Raw genomic sequence first — 18,850 nt, forward strand, 5'->3', positions numbered from 1 at the left:
TTGCACATTCGGAAAATGCGAAATGTCACGTTTTTTTTGTCGAAAACATAGGAGTAATTCCACTTTTTAAAGATCTAGTTTATGGTACATTGATAAATATATGGAAGGGGAGGGGCGTGGTTTTCTGAAAGGTAATTTCTTTTACTGGATGTAAGAAAGCAGACGTATTATAAGGGGGAGAGTATAAGGTGAATAAGCTAAAAATGCTAAGTACACTTACGGTTATGATTGCATCATTGCTCATTTTTTCTAGCCATGCACTTGCCGCTCAGTATTATACGGTCTCAACAAGCAGCGGTGCGCCTGTAAATATGCGCAGCGGCCCAGGTACAAGTTGGGGGATTGTAACGACTATTCCGAGCGGCAGCCGTATCCCGATCTTTTGCTACAAAACCGGTACAACTGTAACTGGAAAGTATGGAACGAGTAATATTTGGAATTACACAGAGCGAACGCTTGCCAGCGGAGAGGTCGTTTATGGGTTTGTCTCTGATACATATGTCTACACGGGTTCAGACGGTCCGGTTGTTCCTAAATGCAGCTGGTAGCATATGTTCTATCGCTTTAAAATGAAGGAATTGAAGAAAGAGGGATGACATTGACAAAACTGAAAATGCTGAGTATGTTAACCGTTATGATAGCATCATTATTCATTTTTTCCAGTCAGGCACTTGCCGTTCAGTACTTTACGGTCTCAACAAGCAGCGGTGCGCCTGTAAATATGCGTAGCGGTCCAGGTACAAATTATCCTATTATGCTTTCCATTCCAAGCGGCTCGCGTGTTCCTTACTATTGTTATGCTTATGGAACGACTGTTACAGGGAAGTATGGAACGAGTAATATTTGGGATCAAATCCAGTGGAAAGATTCTCGGGGTGTCGTGAATATTGGATATGTTTCTGACACATATGTGTACACAGGTTCAGACGGCCCTGTCGGTTACAAATGCAATTAGCTGTATACTCCGTACAATTGAGTCTCTTCTACAGGGCCTATCTGAATAAACCATACCAACTTTGTTGGTGTGGTTTTTCCTGTTTATAAATACCTCAATCGCTAGGATAGCCCACTCATTAATGATAACTTTAAGTACATAAATGAAAGACCGAGGAAATTGTGTTTGTATTTGTATGAACAGTCAAGAGGGCAGAAAGTAAGATGATGAAATCATGAAAACATCTCATTTTCTCTTTGATCTTTGCACAAGATAGATGTATAATACAAATCGTAATTATTTCGTTTTGGGGAAAAGGAGTGTTATAATGAAAATTTTATTTGCAAAGAGGTTAGGGATATTAGCGATTGGTTCATTACTAGTATTGGCAGGATGTCAGACTTCAGGTTCATCTAAAGGTGAGTCTAATAAAACAGCATCATCCTCAGCAGTTGAAGAAGACTCTTCTAAAACGCAAGAACAAACATCAGAATCTCATAATCATGATCACGATCATAGTCATGCACATGATGAAGAAACAGAAAAAATTTATGAAGGCTATTTTAAAGACAGTCAAGTAAAGGATCGGTCACTTTCTGATTGGGAGGGAGACTGGCAATCTGTATATCCATACCTGCAAGATGGTACTCTTGACGAAGTATTTTCATATAAATCAGAACATGAAGGTGACAAGACAGCTGAAGAATATAAAGAGTACTATAAAAAAGGGTATAAAACAGATGTTGACCGTATCTTAATCAAACAAGATACTGTAACGTTCTTCAAAAATGGAAAAGAATATTCTGGTAAGTATACGTATGATGGGTACGAAATTCTAACATATGATGCGGGTAATAGAGGGGTAAGATACATATTCAAACTAGCTAAAAAAGCTGAAGAACTTCCTCAGTATATTCAGTTTAGTGATCATAGTATCTATCCGACTAAATCCAGTCATTACCATCTGTATTGGGGTGATGACCGTAAAGCTTTACTCGATGAAGTTAAAAACTGGCCTACCTACTACCCGTCAGAAATGGACGGCCACGATATTGCCCATGAGATGATGGCGCATTAATTGAGGAGTAACATGGCCATGAAGTATGGTATTTCTTTTACACAAACGGTCATTTTGGGAAACACGCCTAGCCTTTAAGTAGATTGAATACTTAGATAGCCCTTTGTTAGCTGCTGACTCCTCGTCAGCAGCTTTTTTGCCCTCTTTAATTTTCTTCCTTTCCTTTCTCTCAGCCCGAGGGCAACTTCTATAGCAATGGCGCCTAGATAAAATAAACAAAACATTAATAAAACAGCGCTATTTCATTAACAAAGTTAAGATACGATCAATAATAACTTGACGGGTGGGAAAAAAGTGTTTTGGAGAGATCGATTAAGAGTAAGGGAGAGTATGATGAAAAAATGAAATTACTAAGGATGAAGAAGCATTTAGTAGTGGCTTTATTTTCTCTGATATTATTTCAAAGTTCTGTGAGTGTATGTTATGCGAGCACAACAGCGAAAGCAAAAACAGTAACTCCGCCGCCGCCCCCTGCTTCAGGATACTTCGTAGATCATTACAAAAATAACAGCTCTGCTAATACTACAGTGAATTCTAATCCTGCAATCGGGGTGCTTTCCGAATTTAATAAGCTTTGGACGCCCGGAAATACCTGGGATAGCGGAGCCAAACTGAACAGCAGCGTATTGGATGCCAACATTCAAAAAGTTGTAGACATTGCAGAACGCCGTACTTTCAGTGAGGAAAATGCCGCATATTTTGATGATCGCAGGAATCAGAGCTACAGTGTGATTGACGGTCTTGGTCCGCTTACTGATGTATATCGAATGAAGGCGGAGGCGACAACAACGATTAACAGTATTCCGGCAGATGCCACGATCAAAAAATATCATGATGAAGGAACCAATTCTGGCAGCACGAGTTCCAGTCTCGGCAGCGTCGTGAGTTTGGTCAATACGTTACGCGGCCCTTATTCTTCAACGAACCCGGCTAAGGGATACTTTCATTATCCCCGCCCGTTTCGCTGGGAAAGCAATTCTATTCTTGTTCCGACCCTTGTTCCTGCTATCAATCCTGATCCAGACAAAGACGGAGGTTTTCCCAGTGGGCATACGAATGCCGCATATCTCAGCGCTTTTGCTATGGCTTATGCCGTACCGGAGCGTTATCAGGAACTCCTTACCCGAGCTTCGGAACTCGGAAATAACCGCATTGTTGCCGGCATGCATTCCCCGCTTGATGTAATGGGAGGACGTGTCATGGCAACTGGCTTGGCGGCTGCTATTTTATCTGATCCAGCCAATAATCGTTTGAAAAAGGCTGCTTATGATGAAGCTCACAGTAAGTTGTTAACACAAACTGGTACAGCGGAAGATCGATTCAGCGATTATGACATGAATAAAAAACAATATTTTCAACGATTGACATACGGATTTGGGCAAATCAATCCAACTGCTAAACCAATGGTGGTTCCTAAGGGAGCTGAAGTCCTGCTGGAAACCCGTTTTCCTTACCTTGATAAAACGCAGCGCCGCTGGATTTTAGCTACTACCGGTCTTCCTGCCGGCTATCCTGTTCTTAATGACGCTGAAGGATGGGGACGGCTTAATCTCTTTTCGGCTGCCGATGGATATGGCGCTTTTGCCAAAGACGTTACCGTGAATATGGATTCTTCAAAAGGCGGCTTCCATGCATTGGATCGCTGGCGCAACGATATCTCCGGCTCCGGAAAGCTGACCAAAAAGGGGACAGGCACGTTAAAGCTGGAGGGGAACAATACATATTCCGGCGGTACGCGGATTGATCAGGGGACACTTGAGGGCGACTCGAAGACAGCATTTGGAAGAGGTGATGTTTCAAACAACGGAGGCACCCTGAAGGAAGATGTGTCAGGAAAACTGATCATCGGAGGAGACTATAAACAATCTGCCAAGGGTATACTTGAGCTGAATCTCAGCGGGAAAAATGACCTGCTTCACATTAAAGGCAAGGCAAAAATGAAAGGAATATTACGACTCCATTTTTCGAACAATTATGTACCGGCAGACGGATCCACGATCATCACCTATCATAAACGTCATGGATCATTTTCATCAATTGAGACTGTAGGTTTACCAAGCAAGTACAAAGTGAAGATCGTCTATAAGTCCAACAGTATCCAATTAAAAGTCAGGGCAAATTAGTTTGTATCCCAGTATCTGCAACTTAAAAAATGAGCAATGGTCATTACTTGGGGGAATTTATTCAATAAGAATAGTTTTCAAGCTGGTGCTTATTGCCGCCAGCTTGTTTTATGTTTATCGGAGCTCGTGATGATTGATGACGGTGAACAGGCTGACGGACCGCCGGGAAAAATACATAGTCAGTAGAACCAACGAGAGCTTCTATTTGTTCAATGCTCCCTTTGAGTAGGAACATAGCAAAAACGTTGAAAAAAGCAACTAACAATTTAGCGTTGGAAAATTTTTTTATGTGCGGGAAAGAGTATAGAGATATGATTTAGATAGTGCTGATCTTGCAAATTGACCAATAAGGTTGTTTTATTCACTTATTCATTTTTGGTTAAATAAAGTAGAGAAAAAACTTAGGCAGTTAACTGTTGAAGGAGAGACAACCAATGAATAATAGAGAGGAAGCAATTGATTATTGTTTGAGTTTTAAAGATGCATATGAAGATTATCCATTTCGTGATAAGAATTGGACATTAATGCGACACGCTAAAAACAGAAAAGTGTTTGCGTGGATATTTGAAAAAAATGATCATATTTGGATCAATGTGAAGTGTGAACCCGGTTTTCTCGATTTCTGGAGACACAAATACACTTCGGTAGTTCCAGCATTTCATCTCAATAAAGACCATTGGAATTCTATCATTCTTGACGGAACTGTTCCAGATGAAGACATATACGATATGATAAAACAAAGCTACATGTTAACTAAAACGAACTAAGCGATAGACCCGAGGGAGAGGGTATAAAACCTTGAAGTGCTACAAGAGCATTGTGTCGCATTATATGGAATCTATAAAGTGTAAGATGGCAACTGGTTTGAACATAGTAAAGGGAAAAAGCTTAATCTTTTTAAGGATTAAGCTTTTTTTAAAAAGTTCAATTATATTTAACGTCTGAAGGAATGACCCATATGCATAATCTATGCCTATCAATCTTAAATATATTACTTCATAAAGTCAGCCATTAATTCCTTAACGATGTCTTCACAGCTCTTTACTTCAGTAATGACATCAATAGCTGTGTTCATAGAAATAATTCCTTCACCCAGCTTTCCTTCTAGCATTCCTGGACGAAGACTTATTTCCTCCTCGGCAGGTTTTCCTTAAACAGGTTTTTCTCAAGTTCGTTCAGTTAGGATTTTGAAGGTAACCGTGTATAGTGGAAGAAAGAATTCTTAGAACTTAGAAGAAAGGATGAGATTGATGAAGGAATATTTTACAATTGGAGAAACAGCCCGTCTCAATAACATCTCAATTCAAACATTGCGCTATTATGATAGGATCGGAATTTTCAAGCCTTATTATACAGATCAGGAGAATGGCTATCGATATTACCATGTGAAACAGTTCTTTTATTTAGATATTATCAAGTATCTAAAATATATTAGAACACCTCTGGAAGAAATCAAGCGTTTCGGCTCATATACTTGTACCCCTGAAGATATACAACACTTTCTTGAGGAGCAAGAAAGTGTTATTGTGCAAGAAATGGAAAAACTCGAACGTGCTCGTCAATTACTTCATAGGAGAAGGAATCAGCTTAATGAACAATTAGACATATGCAGGAAAAAAGATGAAGGTTTCGTTTATTTTCGGTATTTAGATGAACAAACCATATTAAAAGTAGAGACGCCTCAAGTTAATCCTCATGATCAATCGGATTTGTATTACAGAAAGCTGGCTGATGTTATTGAAAAAATAGGAGATGTAGTAGATAACTATTATGGATTCATTTATGATTTCAAGCCCTATAAGGATTCTCGTGACATTTATTGCAACAGTATTTATACCACTGTTTGCAATGAAAAAAAGATAGACATAGGAGAAAAAAACATAAGGTTAGACACGATCCCGTCAGGTGAATATGTATGTATCGCATTTGATTGGTCTGCAAAAAATTATGATGAATATTATCAAAAACTTTATCAATATATTGAATCTCATGGCATTCAAACAGATGGAAACGTATATCAAGTTTCTCTTCCAATCGACTTTAACTCATTAAGAGAAGAAAACTTCCTCACAGAATTAAGAGTGCTAAAAAAATAACTAACCCTTGACCCTATAGTTGCTATAGGGTTTATGATTTGTGCATCTTCTTATGAATATTTGAAAGGAAGGATGTATAAGATGGCAGAAGATAAGACGCTTCGGTTACTCATGCCGCAATGGCAAGTCGAAACCAATCTGCCGGGAGCCCATTTATTAAACTGGTCTGCATCTAAAACGAATGGTCCATTTGAAGAAGTACCTGACGATTTAGATGCGAGCCTCTCAAGTTCTAATAAAAAATGAATCTTAAACAAAAGGAGCGATGAAGATGAGAGCACCGATAGATGAACCTATTTGGTACGCCTACCCTGGAATGGTAGCTGTCGTTACGGCTCAATATGAAGGTGAAAAAAACGCAATGGCTTCCGGTTGGCATACGTATATCGGATCTTCTCCTGGGATGTATGGGATATCAGTAAACAAAGAGACATATACTTACAAAATGATTGAGAAAAGTGGTGTTTTCGGTGTGAATTTTCTTCCAGGAAGATATTCGGAATTAATCCAAGCATTAGGCACCCATAGTGGTAGAGATATCAATAAGTTTGAAGAATTTAATATTCAATACGAAGAAGGGCTAAAAGCTGAGATACCGATTTTAACTGATGCGTATTTTGCTTATGAGTGTAAAGTACACAGTATTTCCACTTTGGGCGATCAAGAGTGGATTGTGGGAGAAGTTTTACAGAGATATCAAGATAAAGAGCTTTTCTTAAAAAATGGAATGCCAAATTTAGAAAAATTGGATATTCCGCTTCATATTGGAAAGTCTAGCTACCGAATATTAAATAGTAAAGCAGAGGAACGTCAACACGCCTTTTACCCCAAAACTGATTGAAACATGCAGGTTCCTCCACCTTCATGGTTACGTGGCATACCTTGAGTTCATCTCACACGATAGAGTAGAGGAAACCTTAATCAAAATAAAAAATCAGTGGATGTATGTGCAGTGGATTCCGCTGGAACCATTGACTTATATTAAGCAAAAAAGAGACCCAAAGACCGCAAAGCTTATTTAAGATAGCTTTGCGGTCTTTTATATTCTAAGACTCAATTCATCTTACCGTGGAAATATATATTCTATTTTTTTTCTTCCTATCAACTATAGTTCATAAAGGAAAGAACACTTCCTCACACAAAATGAAGGGTACTTGACACTATAGTTACGGTAGGACTTATATTTGCATAGTTCTTATCAATATTTTGAGAAAAAGGAGAATCATGTAATGCGTTATTTCTCTTTTATTAGCATTTCTAGCAGGAGCAGCCCTTAGCTTTGAAGGAGGCATATATTCTGAATTAGGAAAAACAAGCTGAGCGTATAAAATGGCTTCTAAATCAATAGTGAATTGTATTAAGGTAAACACTGTGGATAATTTAAAAAAGCTCATGGGCAGGAAAATAGATGAAGTTTTGTGAAAAATGGTCTAATTTTTCACTCACTGGTTAAGAAACTTTGTCAGCATATGGTGAGTTAATCACATAACAAAACAAACGCCATAAAGATTTCTTATGGCGTCTGTTGGATATGGGGTAAGGTGAGTTCTTAATAGCCACCGAAGAAAGAAGTCCCAACGATGATTAACAGGATGAATAGCACCACTATTAATGGAAATGACCGCATAACATCACCTTCCTTAAAAGAGGATAATACATGATATGCTGATCGAGCTCATTCGATAGTGATGATAGTTTAATTGATTGTAAAATGATTTTTTAGTCTAAGTAGAATAATTATAGAGATCTAGGGGTGGAAGATGTAATGCCAAGACCGCAGAGACTTGTGTGAAGAGAGCGGCGGAACTAAGAAGTGAAAAGACATTGGCGTCACAAGCAGCACGGTCCGCTAATGGAAAACAAACGATTACAGGAAGAAAAAATTGAAAACTATGTGAAAAAGGGAAAAGGGAAGTGATCCTTACTTCACTTTACCAGCTGTTCACATCCTACAAGGTGAGCCATTCAGTGCCACGTCGATGTGTCATCCAGTAAATTCTGCGAAAATCGCTGGTCTTGATGTGGGATCAGAAGCATTAGAGGAAGAGTGCCGTTTATCTTTGAAGATTTTGATGTGCTAGAACATAAAAATCCATATTCTAATCATTTTCACGAAAAACTGCGTACTTTAACGAAAGAAAAACCGAAAATCTCACGAGATATTCTAGAAAAAATGTGGTAAGATTAATTTAATAGTAATCCATTTCAACATGCTTCACTAAGGAATATGCATTTATTTCAAAAGAAATGCATAAAATAAAAAATACCGGAGTGCTGCAACACTCCGGCCTGTGTACAAATCTGGCTCCCATTGGGGCGCTGGCTATCGGTGTATTTAGATATGGACCAACCCTAGAAGTTTCCTAGGCCTCAAAGGGGGGGCTATTTCTTTTTGTCTAAATACGTCAACAAAGCAAGGATAAACATCCCAAACGCAAGCATTAAACTAAGAGCTTGAAATGTTGACATAGGCGTCACCCCCTTTTAGGGGATTTAGCCAGCAAACCACCTTTGAGTTAGCCGTGTAAATGTACAGGAATAATTATACACTAGACAACCATTTTGTGGTTGTCTTTTTTTGTTCTGAAACTTTGATTTTAATATCAAAGGAGCTAACGAACATGAACGAAAAAGTATATTTGTTTGGGATTTCGTAAAAGAAAAATAAAATCCACTTATTTAGTGGGAAATGCGGGCATCAGCAAATATGGCGTGTTTCAGTATCCTTGAAACAGTCTCCGATACATTAACAAGGCCTAGCTTCGGGTGCGCGTGCAAAGTTAAACAAGCACGGAAAAAAGACGTCAAAAAAGAGCTTAAAAGTATTTAAGCAATGGAGATTCCGAATCTTCAAAGTGGTTTGCCTGTCTATATTTTAATTCCCCCTTTTCTAAGGAAGTGTTTATCTTTGAAGTGAAATCTATTGAGTATTTATTGCGGTTGCAGTGTATGGTTCACTTACTCAGGCTCAATCACCTCTATGTAACTCAACCAGCTTTGAGTAAACAAATAAAGTTATTTGAAAAAGAGATAGGCTGTAAGCTATTTGTTCGTTCACCAAGCGGCATAATCCTTACGGAAAAAGGAAAAAACTAATTGATGGATATCCAGCCACTTTTGTATGCTTTAAAACGTAAAATAAGTGAGCACCGTGAATAAGATCCGTTTTGGTGTTTCGCCCTTTTTGGCAACGTATTATCTACCGGAATTAGAAGGACCGAATATAAAGGTAGATCTTACTGTTACAAAGGAAGAATGTTTTGAATTTATTCAAATGCTGGAATCAGGGGAGAAATTGATTCGGTTATCTTACAATATTATCCAATTCATCAAAGCCTGTTTTCTAAATTTCTTTATGAAGAAGAATTTCAATTAGTCGCGCCCAAAGGACACCCCTTACCCCAAAGAAACTGTTGAATTAGGGGAATGTTTGAGATACCCTCAGGTCTTGCCCAAAGAAAGCCGTTAATATTCTTTCTAAATTAAAGAAGGCTGGCATTCTCGATGCTAAAATCATTTCCGTCCCATACCATGCAATTATTGATTATGTTATGAAAGGATACGGCATAACGTATTTACCGATGCTCATTCTTCAGCATTACTCCTATGACAATCTGGAATTTATAAATATTGAGAATAAAGAGTTGAAAAGAAATTTATATCTTTATGCAAATAGCCAACATAACCTTGAACTTGTATATCATCATTTGGAAAATCCATCTTTGAAAATTATATAGCCAAGAATCTTATAAAAAAATTAAATGCTTTTCATAGAGTATAACTATAAGTTATACCCTTAATAGATACAAGTAAACACTAATCATTATATCTTAGATTCGAAAGTGCTCATTGAGGATGTAAATGATTTATTGGGAACGGCGTTAGTGAGTGACGAAGTGGATACGATAGACGGCTGGTTTATGACTCAACATATAGACGCTACAGTTGGATCTGTTTTAGAAGCTGAAGGGTATATTTTCAAAGTGCATAAAATAGTTGGGCGACATATTAATTATTTAGAAGTTGTACGAAGAAAAGAATAACATCTGGATAAAATTAAGTGAGATTTTTTCTTATGAGATCTTAAAGTATGAGATGAATTAGTTTTTTTATCCAGGCTTTTTTATCTGTTTTTATACTTATGAAAATCCCCTCATTATGACAAATAGCTATAATAATGATGAGTCAGCTTCCTGTAATTAAGGTTCAAACGTTTCTTAGCAAACGAAGGGGGCTTGGAAACCATTTAAGAACCTATAGCTCTTTTACCATTACTTTTTCGCCACTAAAATCGAGTTCACCATTAAATTGAAAACCAAACCTTTGATAAAGGCGAAGAGCATGAATATTATTTTCAAATATACTTAAATAAATCCTCTTACATTTATATAACTCAGCAAGGTGTTGAATGAGAGCTTTAAGCATTTTCTTTCCTAATCCTTTTCCCTGATAGTGTTCGTCAATAAAGAATCGATCAAGCCAGACTCTTCCATTTTTATTATCTTCATCATATTCAGGAAACAATCCATACATTGCAAAACCGACTAGATCTCCTTCATAGTAAAGCCCGACAGGTTTATAATAGTGACATTCTTTTGCATCCTCTAAACATGCTTTTGTTGATTCAATATATGATATTTGATTCTCGCTGACATGTAGAGCAAGAATTGCAGTACGATTATCGTCAGTAACTGCTTTTATTTTTATACTCATACTACATTCTCCTTATTTTCTTATTCCGAAAAGGATAATATATTTTCAAGGGATGATAATAAATAACCCCAGGCTAACGGACATGCAAGACACATGGACATGCTTCCGAGAAATATAGGAAGAATCAAGAGGAAAGGTATCAATAAAATCTGGCTTCTGTTTAGGGTGATGGCAGATGAAATCCTAAGATTGCTGACAGCTTGACAATACTCAGCATAAACTATATTCACCTCAAGGAACATGTAGCTGATCAAATAAAGAACCTTTCCTTCTTGTGCCTAATCTGAGGCATTCCCTGCTATCTAAATGTCAAAATTTGATTTTATAGAGAATAGAGTTAATTCAAGGTTGAAACATCATTCCATTTTTCTTTCCAAACCATTGTAAGACCAAGACCGACAATCATAACGAAACCTGCAAAAAGGAAAGGATAATGAATGTTAAGATCAAATAGTATACCGCCTAGAGCAGGACCAAATATATTTCCCAGGCTGGTGTATGTGGAGTTCATGCCTGCTACGAACCCCTGCTGGTTACCGGCCATATTGGATAAATGAGTAGTTAAGGCCGGGCGTAGCAAATCGAACGCCAGAAAAATAAAACAAGTTACAAGCAAAACAGTTATAAATCCTGACATAACAGTAGACACGAAAGCTAAGATCGCACCGACTATTAAGCAAAGCTGAATCATTCTTTTCTCTCCAAGTTTGTTGACCAATTTCCCGAATAGTAAAACTTGAATAACTACCGCAACAATGGAACTTATCGTAATAATGGTTGCGATATCTTTTGGCGTGAAGCCAAATTTATGATCAGAAAACAAGCTGAATACCGTTTCATAAGCTGATAAACCGAAAGCCATTACAAAGACGATAATAAATGCAATAAAATAGACTGGATGAATGGACCTCTTCAAGTCTTTTAAAAAATTTGATTCCTTTGTATGAGACGAGAGCTGATGGCGTTCTTCTTTTGACAATGACTCTTTTAGTATAAAAACGGAAGATACAGCTGCCATTAATGCTATGGCGGAAGCGAAGAAAAACGGCATGCGGATGCCAAAGCCGGCAATAAACCCTCCCGCACCTGGTCCAATAATAAAGCCGGTGCTAATTGCAGCCGAAACATATCCCATAGCCTTTGATCTTTCCTTTACGGTTGTAATATCAGCTACATATGCTGTTACCGCGGGCATGATAAAAGCAGCGCTTATGCCACCCAGTATCCTCGAAAAATAAAATATTGAAACATGAGTCCCTAATCCGAAAATCAACTCTGATAAACTGAAAATAAGCAACCCGAGAACAATCATTTTTTTTCTCCCGAAACGGTCAACCCACCTTCCCGCAAAAGGTGAAGTAATTAACTGAGAAATGGCGAAAGCCGCAACAAGATAACCCATAGTGCTGCCAGATAAATGCATGATTTTCATAAAAGAAGGCATAACTGGGATAATTAAACCGATACCAAGAAATGCTACGAAGATGTTGCTTAATAGTATAATGAATATCATTTTTTGATCATTTATTGATTTTTTCATCTGAATTCCCCTTTACTAAATTGAAACCCTTGTTACCTATCCTATCCTTTTCTTTGTAGATTGAAGCTCTTTTCAAGTACAATCAAATCATAAGGTATATGGTTACCGTATAGTCAAGGAGGTTTTTATGAGCGAAGATGTGAGGAAGTATTTCACAACAGGTGAGTTTTCGAAGCTCTGTCGTGTAAAAAAACAAACCTTATTTCATTATGACGAGATTGGTCTATTCTCTCCGGAAATAAAAAAAGAAAATGGGTATAGGTATTATTCCTATCATCAATTTGAGATTTTTCAAGTCATCAGTCTATTTAAAGAGCTTGGCGTTCCTTTAAAAGAAATAAAGCGTCTAATAAAAGACAAAACACCAGACAAAATATTGCATGTTCTAAAAGAAAAGTCTATTGAGATTGATAAAAAAATAAATGAGCTTAAGCAATTGCAAACGATCTTACATACAAAAGTGGCGCTTACTGAACAAGCACTTGAGACTGATTTTTCCTCGATTTCTTTTGAATATTTAAATGAAGAAAAATTCATGTTAAGCCGAAAAACATTAAACTTACCAGAACGAAAATATGTGGCTGCCATTTCAGAACTCATTCATGAAGTTCAACAGTATGAGTTAGATGAAGGATATCCGATAGGCGGAATCTTTGCACGGGAACAAATATTAGAAAAAGACTTTTACAATTACAGTTACTTTTATATAAAAGTAAAAGATGGGATAGAGAAAATAAATTATCATATACGGCCAAAAGGCCTGTATGCTGTTGGTTATGAAATAGGTGGAAACACTGAAGAGGCTTACCGCAGAATCATTGAGTTCATTGAAAAGAATGGAATGCAAATAGGAGAAAATGCATATGAGGAATATATGCTGGATGAGATGGTAGTTGACGGGTATGAAAATACATATGCAAAAATCCTCCTTCAAGTTAAGGAGGTGTAACGTTGATTTTAAAATCGACAATATAACAAGTTACTGTGATTTTGATTACGAGATTTTTTATACGGAAAAATTGTGCCCAAAATGAATATAAAACAGAGTAAATAGAGATGAATGATTTCAAGTGCTTTAATGCTTACAATAAGCTTCCACCTTTATTGAGGGGCCTAGTGGGCGTAATAATTGTCCGAGAAAACACCGATAATTTCTAACTATCGGTGTTTTTTATACTCTGCAAGTAAGGACCCATAAGCGAAGTCAACTGCTACGATCCTGACCGTCTTTCTCAGAAATTGATCATTGAGCAAGCAGTGATACTGCATTGCGACAGCAAGTTGAAAAAAGATTCTCATCACTGCTATGTCTCTTTCTCATGCAAAAATGATATGTAAAATAATTGGACAAGGGGCAAAGAAGTGCGGCAGATTCAAAAAGCGCTGGCAGCTCTTTATTTGAATTGACGGCGTATATGGACCAAAAACAGCAGATGCAATTAGACGATTTTAGTTAATGCATGGGCTTTCTCCTGATGGAATTTATGGGCCTAAGACTAAAGCGAAACTTGGAGTTATTATTAAAATGATAAAGCCCTCAAGCGAGGGCTTTATTTCAATACCTTATTAGAGGGTTGATACTTCAATTTTTTAACCAATTTATCATTGATTGATACTTCATTTCCATCTACAACACCTGAAAACGAAACTTTTTTGTTAGAAGGATCGTAGTGAAAAATGTAATAGTTGTTTTTGTCAGTTTCATTCTTTACATAAACAGTTTTAAAGAACCTTTTAGGTGAACTCAAAGAATTAAGCATAGGATAATCCTCTGATTTAATCTCTTTTTTGGGAATACCATAATCAGCAATATACTGGTCGATCTTATCTTCAGCTACTTTTCGATTGTTAAAATGAACAATTAAGGAAATGCCCCCGATAATAATGATTAGAGCTAAAAGAACAAGAGCTATTTTTTTCATATAACGCTCCTCCAATTTAATATCTGTGAACTGATAATTTTAAAGTCTTAAACAACGGAAATAACGATACCATATTTTTGCTATCAATTCCCTTAAAATTTCCTTATCATACTAAAATAATAATTTAGGAAATTTTTTTAAGGAAAACAGGCATATAAGTATGAAAGGATACTTTATTCGAATGATGTATTAAAACAGATCATTCTAAAATGTTAGTTAAAATAATGGAGGACATATTTTTTAATGAAAAAAATAATTATAAACGGAAAAGACTTTGAAAATAAAGAAGTTTTACATGAAGCTTTAAAAGATAAATTAGACTTCCCAGACTACTATGGGAAAAATTTAGACGCTTTATGGGATTGCCTTACAGGGTGGATAGAGTTGCCGTTAACTTTAGTCTGGAGAAATTTTGAGTTTAGTAAAAAGTTTTTAGGTTCATACGCTGATGATGTATTAGAAGTTTTACAAGAGGCTCAAGAGGAATTAGAGGATGAGTTTAAAATAATAGTAGAGTAGACTTTTTGGTTCTCATGGAAAATCTCTCAATGGGATCAAGAGTTTTGGGGATTAGCTCATTAAAAAACTCACTTCGTAAATGAATACAGCGCTTCAAACGGTGATTTCAAAATTTCCGCAGATCGAGTTGGTGCATAAAGAGGAAGAGCGTCAAAACTCTTCCTCTTTTATGTGGATGGAATGCAGAAATGTCCTCTTGTAAAAAATTTATTTTTTAGCAAATCCCTGTTTATTTAAATACTCAAGCATGAAGGGGAGTTTGCTTCTTTCAAGATGATCCTCGATATGATCTTTCCATCCCTTTACTTTTTTCACTGTGAAAGGCGCTTTAACTGGGCGTTCTCGGTAATACTCACGCATCTGTTGATCATAGGTTGCTAATGTTTCTTCGTCTAGTGGCTGGTACTGATTATCAAACATGACCATTGATTGAGGCAAACGTGGTTTTAGTCCGGGGTTCTCTCCAGCAGGATGGCCTATGCATAGCCCCACTAAAGGAATCACATGCTTTGGTAAATGTAATACCTCAGTTAATTCTGTAATATGAAGTCTTACTCCACCGATATATACACCACCGAGTCCCATTGATTCGGCTGCGGTCAAAGCATTTTGAGCCATTAGCCCAGCATCAAATGTACCTATTAGAAGGTATTCAATATACTCAAGGTCTACATTGGGAGCAATTTGATGATTTCGGTTAAAATCGGCACAAAAAATCCAAAACTCTGCTGCCTCTTCAATATAAGGCTGATTCGCAGAAAGTTCCATCACTTTTTTTCGAAGATCTGGATCTGTAATTCTAATGAAAATATAAATGAGAATCTAAATCTTATTAGTAAACAGAATTAAACATAATAAACAGAAATAAATAATAATAAACTAACTGCGTTTATTTATCTGATTTCCGTCTTTCCTTTAATTGCTCCGTTATAATCTCCAAAGCAGCCTGTAAGATCTCATCTGTTACCTCACCGTCTTTTGCTGCAAGGAACGTTTTGGGATTAAATCAAGATATTTACATCTATAATAACTGAAATAATTTTTATTTGGTGAATTTCGACAAAAATAGACTAGATTCGCATTTGGAATTTTACAATTTCTCTCGTATCTTAAATAAGTAGTTTCAGTTAATGCATGGGCATTCAGCCAATGGCATTTATGGACCTAATACTAAAGCGAAACTTGAAGAGTTCTTGAAATAATAAAAGAAGCCCTTCTTAAAAGAGGGGCTCTTTTTCTAACTATATTGTTTTAAGGTGTTCTTTAATTTGTTCAATGACTTGCTTAAGCCATTCTAATGGAGTTATATCATCTTCAGGAAAGTATATACCATCAGCTGCTTCTTCTATAAATTCAATCTTGTCTTCTTCTGAATAATCACTATTTACAAACTCAGTTAGTGCTATTAAATCTCTTTCTTTTAGTTTTTGTGCTGCTTCATTTAAATATTCATCAAGGGACTTTTCCGGAGACTCTATATCTTGGTGGAAATGTCCACCGAGAAATCTAAATACAGTATCAGAAACTTTAATTTCAATCATTGCTTATATACTAAATAGCCTCTTTTATTTCTGTAATTACTTTTTTCAACCATTGTAAAGGAGTTAAATCGATTGCCGGAAAATAAATCTCCGTATTTGATTTTATAAAACTTTCTTTCTCTTGATCAGATATGTTTTCATTTAAAAACTCTTCACAAAATTTTATTGTGAAAACTAAGCATTCTTTACTTGATTCAGCTATAAATTCTTTCAAAGCTTGTTCTGGTGAACCCATGTCCTGGTGAAATGTTCCTTCTAAAAAATCACTTAATTCTTCCATAGTATCATAATTCTCGTACATTGTTATTCAGAACTCCTTTTATTTTGTAGGATAGCCAGTTAAAATAAACTCCCCATTTTTACTCTTTTTCAATACTATTGTGGCGTTGGTAGCATCCTTAACAACATTTGAACCTTTTTCTACCCTTCTGCCGAGAACTTCTCCATCACCTTTGTATCTTAAAGGAAGAGTAGGTCTACTGTTAGGATTTGAGAGCCATTTTGTTATTTTACTAATGTTTTTTGGATCACTTAGAACTGAACTGGCGACTTTTTCTGCAGTAGCTCTATCTTTAAATGAAGAAGACCCAGAGATTTTTGTATCTTTTATTAAACGTTGAAATAATTCGCCATCAGTCTTCCCAACATGTCTTTCTATAAGATGCCCGCCTTTTGCTTCATGAGCAGCTAATCCTCCGCCAGGTGCGAGAGGGGTACTATCACCTTGTTTGACATTACCTATACCCATGTTGTTAGACGTCTCAGATTTTCTAAGTACACTCTCTTTTTTATCTTCAATAATACTTTTTAATAAAGGCGTATTCTTTGCATTATATGTATTGTCGATGTCTTGGGCAATCCCGACAAGTGCAAGATCATTCTTATTTCTAACAATAGAATTGATGTAAGCTTTGCCTTTGTTTATCCCTTTATTAACATGAGCAGCAGCTGTTCCACCTTCAACCACTTTACCTACTTTAGAAAGCTTGGTAGTGGTTTGCACTGCGGCGCCCGCACCTTTTGGCCCAACAATATTTCCTATCGCATAACTGATATAATGCCCTTTTTCGTATGCATCACCATTTACCATTTTATCATTCCATGAGTCGACCAGGTTTGTCCAGATGATTTTTGAATAAGAGGGGACGCTTAATACTGTTGTTATTGTTTTTGTAAGTTTTAATTCGGTAGGAAGCTGTGAATATTCCCAGGCGCCCACAACCAAGTCTTTGACGCCATATATCGTATCGTCAATCGCATCGTTAAGCCCATCATTAACTCCATCGATGAAATCAATTGCTGCCTTACCGGCATTGATAACACTTTCACCAACTTCTTCGAGCTGTTTTGCTTGTTCAAGCTGCACCACATATTGTAACTGTGCAGGCTCAAGGTTCTCATACCCGATCTTCTTGGCAATTTCTAAGTATTCATCCGGATCCGTCACTCCGTCAGTTAGCTTCTTCTTCAGCTCTTTGATTTCTCTTTCTTTCGCTTCCTCTTTCTTAATCGTCAAATAAGCCTCTGTATGCTTCTCAATATCACCTTTTTTCTTATGTATATCACTCTCACGGTACGCCTTGGCGTTGTAGTGAATGGGCGTAGCGTTTTTGCCTTTTCCCGTTGCTTCTTGGAGCTTTTGGAAATCTGACTTGATGAATTGTTCATTTGGTTCTGACAGAGCATATTCTGTCAGTAAGTCCTCGTCAAGGTCACTTAGTTTTTCAGTTGTTTTTTTACGTTTGTCATTGGCATCCGCAAGCTCATTCTTGAAGGTTTCTGTTGAAAACAGGTCGAGCGGAAGGATGTCGTCAATGTCGTTTAGGATATCTTTCATGGCTGTTTTCTGTTCAGACATGATTGATTTTGATTTTTTATGGGCGTTAGCCAGTTCATGTTCTAAAAAAGATTCTTCAATATAAGCATCAGAGAGGCCTTTGTCCTCGACAGCTCCGGCAATGCTGTTAAAAAATGCGATCTTCATGTCAATGTAGTCGATCCATTGATCAGTGACACCAACATGATCGTGATAGAATGCTTTAATGTTATTAGCGCCTTTACCTGAGAATTCGCTGTCGTCAAGTTCAGCGACGCTTTGTAAAGCTTTTCTCAAGTTGACCATTTGCGTCCTTAGTTCTTTATATTCTTTGGCGCGGTCTGTAGCTTCAGACATAAGTGTTTTAGCTTCAAAGACTTTCATATTCATACCCTCTCATTTAATCATATAACAAAATATTACCATGGAAGAAAGAAGAAACGAACTTAAAATTATCTTGATTAATCATATCAAAAGATATAGACGAAAAAGTTTGCGGTTTATTTGCGGGTGTAACACTTTCTCAAAAAGTTGGAATATTACATAGAAGGCATAAGGAGGGGGTCCT

The 18,850-nt window shown here is 36.9% G+C and carries 19 protein-coding genes and 6 pseudogenes; 15 read left to right on the forward strand and 10 right to left on the reverse strand.

What is annotated here, in order from left to right:
* Window positions 1–188: 188 nt before the first annotated feature.
* The 8 genes from AC0DBE_RS02135 (at window position 189) to AC0DBE_RS02170 (ending at window position 7,072) form a co-directional block, all read left to right on the forward strand.
* On the forward strand, window positions 189–548 hold the full coding sequence (locus tag AC0DBE_RS02135) for an SH3 domain-containing protein (RefSeq protein ID WP_014114562.1): 360 nt from the start codon (window positions 189–191) through the stop codon (window positions 546–548).
* Window positions 549–598: 50 nt separating this feature from the next.
* Entirely contained in the window at window positions 599–955 is a 357-nt protein-coding gene (locus AC0DBE_RS02140; RefSeq protein ID WP_004398671.1) for an SH3 domain-containing protein, read from the forward strand.
* Window positions 956–1,262: 307 nt separating this feature from the next.
* The gene (locus AC0DBE_RS02145) at window positions 1,263–2,012 is read left to right on the forward strand and encodes a metal-binding protein ZinT (protein ID WP_472960912.1); all 750 of its coding nucleotides are present in this window, start codon (window positions 1,263–1,265) and stop codon (window positions 2,010–2,012) included.
* Window positions 2,013–2,353: 341 nt separating this feature from the next.
* Complete coding sequence (locus AC0DBE_RS02150; RefSeq protein WP_472960914.1) at window positions 2,354–4,135, forward strand: acid phosphatase; 1,782 nt, start codon at window positions 2,354–2,356, stop codon at window positions 4,133–4,135.
* A gap of 434 nt (window positions 4,136–4,569) precedes the next feature.
* Window positions 4,570–4,902, forward strand: a complete 333-nt coding sequence (locus AC0DBE_RS02155) for an MmcQ/YjbR family DNA-binding protein (RefSeq protein WP_472960917.1) — start codon at window positions 4,570–4,572, stop codon at window positions 4,900–4,902.
* Window positions 4,903–5,385: 483 nt separating this feature from the next.
* On the forward strand, window positions 5,386–6,231 hold the full coding sequence (locus AC0DBE_RS02160) for a MerR family transcriptional regulator (protein ID WP_014114551.1): 846 nt from the start codon (window positions 5,386–5,388) through the stop codon (window positions 6,229–6,231).
* Window positions 6,232–6,312: 81 nt separating this feature from the next.
* Window positions 6,313–6,477 (forward strand): arginase, encoded by a 165-nt coding sequence (locus tag AC0DBE_RS02165; RefSeq protein WP_014114550.1) that lies wholly within the window; start codon window positions 6,313–6,315, stop codon window positions 6,475–6,477.
* A 25-nt stretch (window positions 6,478–6,502) separates the two neighbouring features.
* Window positions 6,503–7,072 carry a flavin reductase family protein gene (locus tag AC0DBE_RS02170; protein ID WP_014114549.1) on the forward strand — a complete coding sequence of 190 codons (570 nt, stop codon included), beginning with the start codon at window positions 6,503–6,505 and terminating at the stop codon, window positions 7,070–7,072.
* Window positions 7,073–7,780: 708 nt separating this feature from the next.
* Here the strand turns inward: AC0DBE_RS02170 and AC0DBE_RS02175 are convergent.
* Entirely contained in the window at window positions 7,781–7,858 is a 78-nt protein-coding gene (locus AC0DBE_RS02175) for a YjcZ family sporulation protein (protein WP_072175780.1), read from the reverse strand.
* Window positions 7,859–8,135: 277 nt separating this feature from the next.
* On the opposite strand from AC0DBE_RS02175, the pseudogene AC0DBE_RS02180 reads away from it, so the two are divergent.
* Window positions 8,136–8,314 (forward strand): annotated as a pseudogene (locus AC0DBE_RS02180) (phage tail tube protein); the annotation flags it as partial.
* Between the two features lie 299 nt (window positions 8,315–8,613).
* On the opposite strand, the gene AC0DBE_RS02185 reads toward AC0DBE_RS02180, so the two are convergent.
* A complete protein-coding gene (locus AC0DBE_RS02185) occupies window positions 8,614–8,700 on the reverse strand; it encodes a putative holin-like toxin (protein WP_072592549.1) in 87 nt (28 codons plus the stop codon).
* A gap of 480 nt (window positions 8,701–9,180) precedes the next feature.
* Here AC0DBE_RS02185 and AC0DBE_RS02190 point away from each other — a divergent pair, with 480 nt between their 5' ends.
* Window positions 9,181–9,327: a LysR family transcriptional regulator gene (locus AC0DBE_RS02190; protein ID WP_371864117.1), complete on the forward strand. Its 147-nt coding sequence runs from the start codon at window positions 9,181–9,183 to the stop codon at window positions 9,325–9,327.
* 710 nt (window positions 9,328–10,037) lie between these two features.
* Window positions 10,038–10,274, forward strand: a pseudogene (locus AC0DBE_RS02195) (transporter associated domain-containing protein); the annotation flags it as partial.
* Window positions 10,275–10,485: 211 nt separating this feature from the next.
* On the opposite strand, the gene bltD reads toward AC0DBE_RS02195, so the two are convergent.
* Together bltD and blt are read right to left on the reverse strand one after the other, a co-directional pair.
* Window positions 10,486–10,944, reverse strand: a complete 459-nt coding sequence (bltD, locus tag AC0DBE_RS02200) for a spermine/spermidine acetyltransferase (RefSeq protein WP_014114543.1) — start codon at window positions 10,942–10,944, stop codon at window positions 10,486–10,488.
* A gap of 337 nt (window positions 10,945–11,281) precedes the next feature.
* On the reverse strand, window positions 11,282–12,484 hold the full coding sequence (gene blt, locus AC0DBE_RS02205) for a multidrug efflux MFS transporter Blt (RefSeq protein WP_014114542.1): 1,203 nt from the start codon (window positions 12,482–12,484) through the stop codon (window positions 11,282–11,284).
* A 127-nt stretch (window positions 12,485–12,611) separates the two neighbouring features.
* On the opposite strand from blt, the gene bltR reads away from it, so the two are divergent.
* Window positions 12,612–13,433, forward strand: coding sequence for a multidrug efflux transcriptional regulator BltR (bltR, locus tag AC0DBE_RS02210; RefSeq protein WP_014114541.1), 822 nt, complete (start codon window positions 12,612–12,614; stop codon window positions 13,431–13,433).
* Between the two features lie 401 nt (window positions 13,434–13,834).
* Window positions 13,835–14,054, forward strand: a pseudogene (locus AC0DBE_RS02215) (peptidoglycan-binding domain-containing protein); the annotation flags it as partial.
* Here AC0DBE_RS02215 and AC0DBE_RS02220 read toward each other — a convergent pair.
* Window positions 14,035–14,406: a hypothetical protein gene (locus AC0DBE_RS02220; protein WP_472960922.1), complete on the reverse strand. Its 372-nt coding sequence runs from the start codon at window positions 14,404–14,406 to the stop codon at window positions 14,035–14,037. The pseudogene AC0DBE_RS02215 and the gene AC0DBE_RS02220 overlap by 20 nt on opposite strands.
* A gap of 243 nt (window positions 14,407–14,649) precedes the next feature.
* Between AC0DBE_RS02220 and AC0DBE_RS02225 the strand changes: the two genes are divergently transcribed.
* Window positions 14,650–14,925, forward strand: coding sequence for a barstar family protein (locus AC0DBE_RS02225; RefSeq protein WP_061186623.1), 276 nt, complete (start codon window positions 14,650–14,652; stop codon window positions 14,923–14,925).
* Between the two features lie 207 nt (window positions 14,926–15,132).
* On the opposite strand, the pseudogene nfsA reads toward AC0DBE_RS02225, so the two are convergent.
* A pseudogene (nfsA, locus tag AC0DBE_RS02230) lies at window positions 15,133–15,729 on the reverse strand (oxygen-insensitive NADPH nitroreductase); the annotation flags it as partial.
* 85 nt (window positions 15,730–15,814) lie between these two features.
* A pseudogene (locus tag AC0DBE_RS02235) lies at window positions 15,815–15,928 on the reverse strand (transcriptional regulator); the annotation flags it as partial.
* A gap of 118 nt (window positions 15,929–16,046) precedes the next feature.
* Between AC0DBE_RS02235 and AC0DBE_RS02240 the strand changes: the two are divergent.
* Window positions 16,047–16,127: pseudogene (locus AC0DBE_RS02240) on the forward strand (peptidoglycan-binding domain-containing protein); the annotation flags it as partial.
* Window positions 16,128–16,166: 39 nt separating this feature from the next.
* On the opposite strand, the gene AC0DBE_RS02245 reads toward AC0DBE_RS02240, so the two are convergent.
* Genes AC0DBE_RS02245 through AC0DBE_RS02255 form a run of 3 tightly spaced genes read right to left on the reverse strand, consistent with a single transcriptional unit; the run spans window position 16,167 to window position 18,666 of the window.
* Window positions 16,167–16,466 (reverse strand): contact-dependent growth inhibition system immunity protein, encoded by a 300-nt coding sequence (locus AC0DBE_RS02245; protein ID WP_372401713.1) that lies wholly within the window; start codon window positions 16,464–16,466, stop codon window positions 16,167–16,169.
* 10 nt (window positions 16,467–16,476) lie between these two features.
* Window positions 16,477–16,767: a contact-dependent growth inhibition system immunity protein gene (locus tag AC0DBE_RS02250; protein WP_072566588.1), complete on the reverse strand. Its 291-nt coding sequence runs from the start codon at window positions 16,765–16,767 to the stop codon at window positions 16,477–16,479.
* An 18-nt stretch (window positions 16,768–16,785) separates the two neighbouring features.
* Window positions 16,786–18,666, reverse strand: coding sequence for a T7SS effector LXG polymorphic toxin (locus AC0DBE_RS02255; RefSeq protein ID WP_472960925.1), 1,881 nt, complete (start codon window positions 18,664–18,666; stop codon window positions 16,786–16,788).
* Window positions 18,667–18,850: the final 184 nt, after the last annotated feature.

It is taken from the genome of Bacillus sp. VA15 (assembly GCF_055721145.1).